The sequence below is a fragment of the Mesorhizobium sp. M5C.F.Ca.IN.020.32.2.1 genome (genome assembly GCF_004023105.1).
Lineage (GTDB): Bacteria > Pseudomonadota > Alphaproteobacteria > Rhizobiales > Rhizobiaceae > Mesorhizobium > Mesorhizobium wenxiniae.
The window spans coordinates 1-7,490 of sequence record NZ_RZSX01000247.1 but is presented as its reverse complement, the minus strand read 5'-3'; the positions used below and the strand labels follow the sequence as shown (position 1 = coordinate 7,490).

Sequence of the window (7,490 nt, the reverse complement as noted above, 5' to 3'; positions counted from 1 at the left end):
CTTCGGCACCGAGCGCCGCCCACGCTTTGCCCTGTTCCCGACGGCGCACGACCACGCGCACGGGCTCACCGTTCGCCATCAGCGCACGCGCCGTTTCCCCGCCGGCCCGCCCATTTGCTCCAAAAACCACATGCATGATCTGTTCTCCTCGGGTGTTCGCGATTGATGAGAACCTCAGATTACGGAATGGCTATGCATGCGACAAATGCATGTATTATATAGCCGACATGCACGAAGTGAATTTGCGTCGCGTCGACCTGAACCTGCTGGTGGTGCTCGAGGCGCTGCTTGACGAAAGAAGCGTCACGCGGGCCGCCGTCCGTCTCAGTATGAGCCAGCCGGCGGTGAGCCGTGCGCTGTCGCGGCTAAGAAAGCTGTTCGCGGATGCCCTTCTGGTGGAAGGGCGGACAGGTTACGTGCTCACTGCCCGCGCCGACGAGATTCGGCCGGCGCTGCGCAGCACCTTGGCGGACATCGCTACGATGCTGGGGGCGAATCCGTTCGACCCGGCAACGGCAACCGGTCATGTGCGGCTGCTGATGATGGATCTTGAGACTGCCGCGTTGGCGCCTCATCTGCTTGCTCGTCTCACCGTCGAGGCGCCGGCGCTCGATCTGGACATTCTGCCGCCCAGCGCAACGGCGATCGAAGCACTGGAGGAGGACGCCGTGGACGCACTCGTCGGCGTGATCGACGATGCGCCCGCGGGCATCCGCCGGCGCGGCCTCTATCAAGACCGCTTTGTCACCCTGATGCGCGCCGGGCATCCCTCAGCGAACCATGAGCTTACGCTCGACCGATTTGTTGAATTGGGTCATATCGTGGTGAGCGTCACCGGCGTTGGACCAGCGTTCGTCGACGTGGCGCTCGCTGGTGTGGGCCGCCGACGACGGGTGAGCGTGCGCGTACCGAGCTTCCTTGCAGCAGTGGAAATCGCTGCCCAGTCCGACCTGATCATGACGCTGCCGTCGAGCCTGGCGCAGATGGTGGGCGGACGTTTTGTCTCGCTGCCCCCGCCGCTTGATCTCGGCAGCTTCACCATGAGCCTTCTCTGGCACGCGCGCCACCAGGACGAACCTCGGCACGTCTGGTTGCGGCATAGCATCGCCGCCGCTGCAACAGCGCTGAGCGCGCCCGGCGCATCCATCGCCGAAGGCAGCGTTCGTCCGCAGCCTGCGGGCAGTGCTCCTTGAGGAAGTGGATGATGCTGAGGCCAACGGAAACGAGCCGGTCGATGTGATCGTTGGTGCCTGTCATGTTCGCCGTGAGCATGATCGGCATCCGCACTCGCCAATCTGATATTGGCAGCCGCAAACGCCGGCATGGGCTCGAACAGCTCGTCTTCCAGAGCTGCCGTGAGCTTTTTCGCTTCGCAGACCGGCAGGTTTTCTTCGACGGCGACGGCAATGTTCGGCGTGCAGCTTGTGACCGATCCACCGCGCCTGCCACCCTCCTGCGGTTAGCCTGCCGGATCGGCCGGCTGGCCCGTATTATTTCGTGACCGTGTTGCGCTGGAACCTTCCCTCGCACCACGCGTTCGGGGCGCTGTATTCGCGATGCCTTATATTTAGGCAAGGCGACGGCGAATACCGGCGGGGAGGCAAAAAGCATGGGTTGGGGAGGAGCATATTGTCATGTCGAACCGTGAAATTGGAACGTCGCACACATTGGGGCTGCGTGTCGCTGACCTCAAAGCCAGGATGCAAAGCGCCCGAATTACCGGGCACGAGATGAAAACCTTTCAGAAGGTCGCCGCCGTCATGGGAGGAGGTGAAGGCTCCCTGCGGCTCGATGCCGACGACCTGATTGCCGCGTCTTTCGTCCTCGAGACGCTGAACGACCCCAGGTCGAATTGACGATCGTGGTGCCTCGGCGATCAGCCAGGCACCACGTCGGAGCGAGGGAAGCGGCGCGTCCGAGGCAGGTGACCGTTTTCCTGACCGCAAAATCTCCTGGCGCTCGGCTACCGAGACGGGTTCCGTCCGGTAGAGCGCCAGGAATTTTCAAACACGCGGATGGCAGCGGAACCGAAGCCGCGCAGCAGGGCTCGCCGGCCGGCTGGCCCATGCGGCGTGACGCGGCATCACCGCCAATACACGCTGGGATACTCGTATACGAGAATCCACATATCCCCCCTAGCTGCTTTCTGTTAGGCAAGGCCCGCAGGATAGCAGGGAGAATGGTTTGCGCGGGCTTGGCGAAGGCTTGATGCAGAAGCCGCTGACGGTGGCGGAGCAAGTGGCGAATGTGCTGCGCCAATCGATTGCCGAGGGCAGCCTGGCGGCCGGCACGCCGCTGCGTCAGGACGACCTGGCCGAGCGGTTCGGCTTCAGCCGCATGCCGGTCCGCGACGCGCTTCGCCAGCTCGAAGCCGAAGGCATCGTGTCGATCCATCCGACCAAGGGCGCGCATGTCGCCAGGATGGACGCTGCCGAGAACAGGGAGATCTTTGCGGTCCGCGCATTGCTCGAAGGCGAAGCGCTGCGGCTTTCGATCCCCAACCTCGGCAAAGAAAAACTAGACGAGGCCGGCTATGTGCTCAACCAGATCGATGCCGAGCCGAATGTCGGCCGCTGCGGATCGCTGAGCCGTGCCTTTCACCTGGCGCTTTACAGCGCCTGCGGCAACGCCCGGCTCCTCGGCCTCATCGAAGCCCACCACAATGCGGCCGACCGCTACGTTCGCGTTCTCCTGTCCAACCTCAACTATCGCAGCCGCTCGCAGTCGGAGCACCTCGACCTGTTGACGACCTGCCGCCACCGTGACGCCGAGGCAGCCCTCCGCGTCCTGAAAAGGCACCTCAGCGAAGGCATGGAAACGCTCGCCAGGGCTGGAGATGGGCTGGCGGGAAAGCCCTGACCTTGCCGGAGCGCTCTCGCAAAACCATAGCGCCACGACCGAATACCGGCCGGCGACGCCCCTCGCCTAGCGCCGGAGCCAATCCGCCAGGAGTCAGCCTTTGTCGTGCGCTGTCGAAGCTCGGCCTGTGCTCGCGCAAGCAGGCCGAAATTCTGGTCGCCGAAGGGCGCGTCCGGGTCGCCGGAAAAATCGTGCGCAACGGCTCGCTGCGCGTCGATCCCGGCCGCGACCGCATCGAGGTCGACGGCAGCCGCGTTGTCGCCGAGCGCAAGGTCTATCTGATGATCAACAAGCCGCGCGGCCTGGTCACCACCCGCGACGACCCGCAGGACCGCGGCACCGTCTATGACTGCCTGGCAGAACTCGACCTGCCCTTCGTGTCGCCGGTCGGCCGCCTCGACAAGGCCAGCGAAGGCCTGCTTTTGATGACCAACGACACGCGCTTCGCGCAGCGCCTGCTCGACCCCGCCTCGCACGTCGCCAAGATCTACCACGTGCAGATCGGCGCCCTGTCCGACGAGGCCATGCTGGCGCAGTTGCGCGCCGGCGCAACGGTCGACGGCGAGGATTTGACGGCGCGGTCGATCGACATCCTGCGCAGCGGCACCAGCACCGCCTGGCTCGAAATCACCCTCGACGAGGGCCGCAACCGCCACATTCGCCGGCTGCTCGGCGCGCACGATGTCGAGGTGCTTCGCCTGGTGCGGGTGGCGATCGGCCCGTTGCAACTCGGTGAGCTCGCCAAGGGCAAGGCCCGCCACCTCACCGCCGAAGAGCTGGCGCTGTTTCAGGCCTGAGCGAAGGCGCCGAAGCGACCAAAGCGGTTGGCGCATGTATTCTCGCGGCCGACAAGAGCGGGCATCGCCGGACGGGCAGGCCAATCATTTCACGCTGGCGCCGCCCCTCACCTGCCTGCCGGCATCCTCTCCCCGTATAGTGACGGGGAGAGGAGCGCTCTCATCGAGGCGTCGCCGATCATCAGCGTTACAGAATGTCCACCAAGGTCGCCACCAGCCCCGACCCCCTTAGCACGAAGCCGCCCGTCGCCTCTACGCAGGCCCTTCGAAGACACTTTACTTCGCGTCGTGGAAGATAATGCCGACGGTGTGGCGCAGGCCGGAGCGAAGCCGGCTGACGCCGTGCCTGAGATTGACGCGGTAGCTGCCTTTGCTGCCCTGGACCGGACGATTGTGAACCGCGAAGGCGACGGCATCGCCCTGGCGTAGCGGCACCACCTCGGCGCGGCTCTGCATGCGCGGGCGCTGTTCGGTCAGCACGAACTCGCCGCCGGTGAAGTCCTCGCCGGGTTCGGACAGCAGAATCGCCACCTGCAGCGGGAAGGCAAGATCGCCGTAGAGATCCTGATGCAGGCAGTTGAAGTCGCCGGCAACGTATTGCAGCAGAAGCGGCGTCGGCCGCGTCTGGCCCTGGTCGTGGCATTGCTTAAGGAGCGCGGCGTGTTCGTCCGGGTAGCGCTGGGCGATGCCCATGCGCTCGTTCCACTCGTTGGCGACCGCGGCCAGGCGCGGATAGAGCGCGGTGCGCAAGCCGCCGATCAGCTCGGGCAAGGGATAGCGGAAATAGCGGTACTCGCCCTTGCCGAAGCCGTGCCGCGCCATGTGGACATGGCTGCGGAAATGGCTTTCGTCGGGATAGAGCCCGGCGATCTCCCGGCATTCTTCCGGTGTCAGCAGCTTTTCCATCACTGCGCAGCCGTAGCCGCTCATCTCCTCGGCCAATGCCTGCCAATCATATCCGGCGACCCGCGCTTCCGCCGATCGGACCGCTGCTTTCGAACCTATCGGATGAATGGTCATGGCTTTGCCTCCTCTGGCTTCATCGGCTTCTGCAATCAGATGGGTGAAGCAGCGCACGCAAACCACCCGCTTCATGCCAATGGGTTAGGCACAGGGTTGAAGCTGCCGATCTCCCCCGCATATGGGGGGCCCCTCATCCGGCCGCTTCGCGGCCACCTTCTCCCCGCCGGGGAGAAGAGGTAGCACCGGCGCTGCCAATCTCCTCTCCCCTTGGAGAGAGGGTCGGATTGCCCCGAATTGGCCTTCGCAATTCGGTTGGCAATCCGGGTGAGGGGCACTTGCCGATATGCGATTGCCTCGTCATCCAGCGGAGGGAGATCGCCAATCGCCATTGCGCCGCTGCGCGCGCGACGCAGCATGGATTTCGGCAAAATCGGGCCCATATCCCTGATAGGGAGCTTTGAGCGTGAAACTCGCGCGTGTAGCCCTGATTGCCGCGGCTGTTGTAGCCGCTGTGGCTGTTTGTTCCTCTTCCGCAACCGGAGCGGCGAGCGGGCAAGAGAGGACTGCACTGCGCATCGAGATAGACGGCGCCATCGGTCCGGCGAGCGCCATGCAGTTCGAGGAAGCGCTGGCGGTGGCCGCAGAGCGGAACGCCGAGGTTTTCATCCTGCAGATGGACACGCCCGGCGGGTTGGTCACCAGCATGCGTGAGATCATCGCCGACATCCTCGCCTCGCCGGTTCCCGTCATCGGCTATGTCGCGCCCGCCGGCGGGCATGCGGCGAGCGCCGGAACCTACATCCTCTACGCAACCCATGTGGCGGCGATGGCGCCCGGCACCAATCTGGGCGCGGCAACGCCAATCGAGATGGACGGGCCGCTGCCATCCTTTCCCGGCGGCGACGACAAGAACAATGGCCCGGAAGCCGGCAAGGACCCGAAGAGCCCACCGGCGGGCGATGCGATGATCGCCAAGGCAACGAATGACGCGGTTGCCCTGATCCGCAGTCTGGCTGAACTGCGTGGGCGCAATGCCGATTGGGGTGAAAAGGCGGTGCGCGAGGCGGCCAGCCTGTCGGCCAACGCGGCGCTGCAGGAGCGTGTCGTCGACTTCGTCGCCCGCGACACGACCGAACTGCTTCAGCTGGCTGACGGCCGGACGGTGGAAATAGCCGGCAGGAAAGAGGTGTTGGCGACCAAAGGGCTGCCGGTTGAAACGCTGGAGCCCGGCTGGCTCATCCGGCTTCTCGCCGTCATCACCGATCCGAACATCGCCGTGATCCTGATGCTGATCGGGGTTTATGGCCTCGTCTTCGAGTTCACCAGCCCGGGTGCGGTTGCGCCCGGCGTGGTCGGCACGATCTGCCTGCTGCTCGGGCTCTATGCGCTCAATCTCCTGCCGATCAGCTATGCCGGCCTTGCCTTGATGCTGCTTGGCATCATCTTCCTCGTCGTCGAGGTCTTTAATCCCACAGTCGTCCTTGGGCTGGGAGGCGTGGCGGCGTTCCTGCTGGGCTCCGCCATGCTGCTCAGGATCGAGGGGCCCGGCTTCGAGATGTCGTGGGCCGTCATCGGCACCGCCGCCGTCCTGACGCTCGGCCTGGCGCTGTTGACCGGCAGCTATCTGTGGGCGGCCCGCAAGAACCTTCCGCGTGTTGGCGCACAGGCCATGCAAGGCCTGCCGGCCAAGGTCCTCGATTGGGAGGGCAGCGAGGGCCACGTGCTTGCCCGGGGCGAGCGCTGGCGGGCGAAAGCCGACGAACCCATTGCAGTGGGCGACAGCGTCGAGGTGGCTGACGTCAGCGGTCTCGTGCTGACGATACGGCGTCGCAATGTGAGAAGCGATGGAGCAAGGCAGTGATCATCGGTTATGTGGCCTATCTGGTAGCAGCGCTCGTCGTGGTCATGTTCCTGTCCGCGGCCATTCGCATCCTGAGGGAATATCAGCGCGGCGTGGTCTTCACGCTCGGCCGCTTCACCGGGGTCAAGGGCCCCGGCCTGATCATCCTGATCCCGTTCGTGCAGCAGATGGTGAAGGTCGACCTGCGGGTGGTGGTCCAGGACGTGCCGCCGCAGGACGTGATCTCGCGCGACAATGTTTCGGTGAAGGTCAACGCGGTGCTGTATTTTCGTATCGTCGACGCCGAGCGGGCGGTGATCCAGGTCGAGGACTTCATGACCGCCACCAACCAGCTGGCACAGACCACCTTGCGCTCGGTGCTCGGCAAGCATGAGCTCGATGAAATGCTGGCCGAACGCGACAAGCTCAACAGCGACATCCAGGAGATTCTCGACCAGCGGACCGATGCCTGGGGCATCAAGGTCTCCGACGTCGAGATCAAGCATGTCGACCTCAACGAGAACATGGTCCGCGCCATCGCCAAGCAAGCCGAGGCCGAACGGCTGCGGCGTGCCAAAGTGATCAATGCCGACGGCGAACAGCAGGCGGCGGCAAAACTCGTCGAGGCCGGCAAGATGCTGTCCGAGACACCGCAGGCCATGCAGCTGCGCTATTTCGAGGCGCTCCATGACATCGCCGGTGAGCGCTCGTCGACGGTCGTGTTTCCGGTGCCGATGGACCTGCTCGGTCATTTCATCAAGCAGGATGGGGAGAAATGAGTTGGCTCCTCAAGTTGGAGGGACAGCACCCCTCTGTCCTGCCGGACATCTCCCCCTCAAGGGAGGAGATTGGCAGCTTCGGCGCTCCGTCAGCTTTCCATCGCTTGTGGTTGGCGAAAGCAGTTGAGCGAATAATCTCCCCCCTTGAGGGGGGAGATACCCGGCAGGGCAGAGGGGGGCGCTTCGCACGACCCTCCCCTCTAAATCAGCTTCTCCAGCGTGATCGGCAGGTCCCGCACTCTTTTGCCGGGG

The 7,490-nt window shown here is 64.5% G+C and carries 8 protein-coding genes and 1 pseudogene; 7 read left to right on the top strand and 2 right to left on the bottom strand.

The features are described 5' to 3' along the window. A pseudogene (locus tag EOA86_RS40270) lies at positions 1 to 136 on the bottom strand (NmrA family protein); the annotation flags it as partial. A gap of 91 nt (positions 137 to 227) precedes the next feature. On the opposite strand from EOA86_RS40270, the gene EOA86_RS14525 reads away from it, so the two are divergent. The 5 genes from EOA86_RS14525 to EOA86_RS14505 all read left to right on the top strand — a co-directional run bounded on the left by EOA86_RS14525 (position 228) and on the right by EOA86_RS14505 (position 3,656). Beyond that, a complete protein-coding gene (locus EOA86_RS14525) occupies positions 228 to 1,193 on the top strand; it encodes a LysR family transcriptional regulator (protein WP_128342252.1) in 966 nt (321 codons plus the stop codon). Between the two features lie 62 nt (positions 1,194 to 1,255). Further along, on the top strand, positions 1,256 to 1,501 hold the full coding sequence (locus EOA86_RS14520) for a hypothetical protein (RefSeq protein ID WP_065008628.1): 246 nt from the start codon (positions 1,256 to 1,258) through the stop codon (positions 1,499 to 1,501). Positions 1,502 to 1,634: 133 nt separating this feature from the next. Then, positions 1,635 to 1,856: a hypothetical protein gene (locus tag EOA86_RS14515; RefSeq protein ID WP_065008627.1), complete on the top strand. Its 222-nt coding sequence runs from the start codon at positions 1,635 to 1,637 to the stop codon at positions 1,854 to 1,856. Between the two features lie 352 nt (positions 1,857 to 2,208). Beyond that, the gene (locus EOA86_RS14510; protein WP_128342255.1) at positions 2,209 to 2,859 is read left to right on the top strand and encodes a GntR family transcriptional regulator; all 651 of its coding nucleotides are present in this window, start codon (positions 2,209 to 2,211) and stop codon (positions 2,857 to 2,859) included. A 110-nt stretch (positions 2,860 to 2,969) separates the two neighbouring features. Then, complete coding sequence (locus EOA86_RS14505; RefSeq protein ID WP_281035661.1) at positions 2,970 to 3,656, top strand: pseudouridine synthase; 687 nt, start codon at positions 2,970 to 2,972, stop codon at positions 3,654 to 3,656. Positions 3,657 to 3,932: 276 nt separating this feature from the next. Here the strand turns inward: EOA86_RS14505 and EOA86_RS14495 are convergent, their stop codons facing one another. Further along, entirely contained in the window at positions 3,933 to 4,676 is a 744-nt protein-coding gene (locus EOA86_RS14495; protein WP_128342250.1) for a 2OG-Fe(II) oxygenase, read from the bottom strand. Between the two features lie 406 nt (positions 4,677 to 5,082). Here EOA86_RS14495 and EOA86_RS14490 point away from each other — a divergent pair, with 406 nt between their 5' ends. Together EOA86_RS14490 and EOA86_RS14485 are read left to right on the top strand one after the other, a co-directional pair. Continuing rightward, the gene (locus EOA86_RS14490; RefSeq protein WP_128342248.1) at positions 5,083 to 6,480 is read left to right on the top strand and encodes a nodulation protein NfeD; all 1,398 of its coding nucleotides are present in this window, start codon (positions 5,083 to 5,085) and stop codon (positions 6,478 to 6,480) included. After that, the gene (locus EOA86_RS14485; protein WP_065008625.1) at positions 6,477 to 7,238 is read left to right on the top strand and encodes a slipin family protein; all 762 of its coding nucleotides are present in this window, start codon (positions 6,477 to 6,479) and stop codon (positions 7,236 to 7,238) included. The genes EOA86_RS14490 and EOA86_RS14485 overlap by 4 nt, the downstream gene beginning before the upstream one ends. Positions 7,239 to 7,490 lie beyond the last annotated feature (252 nt).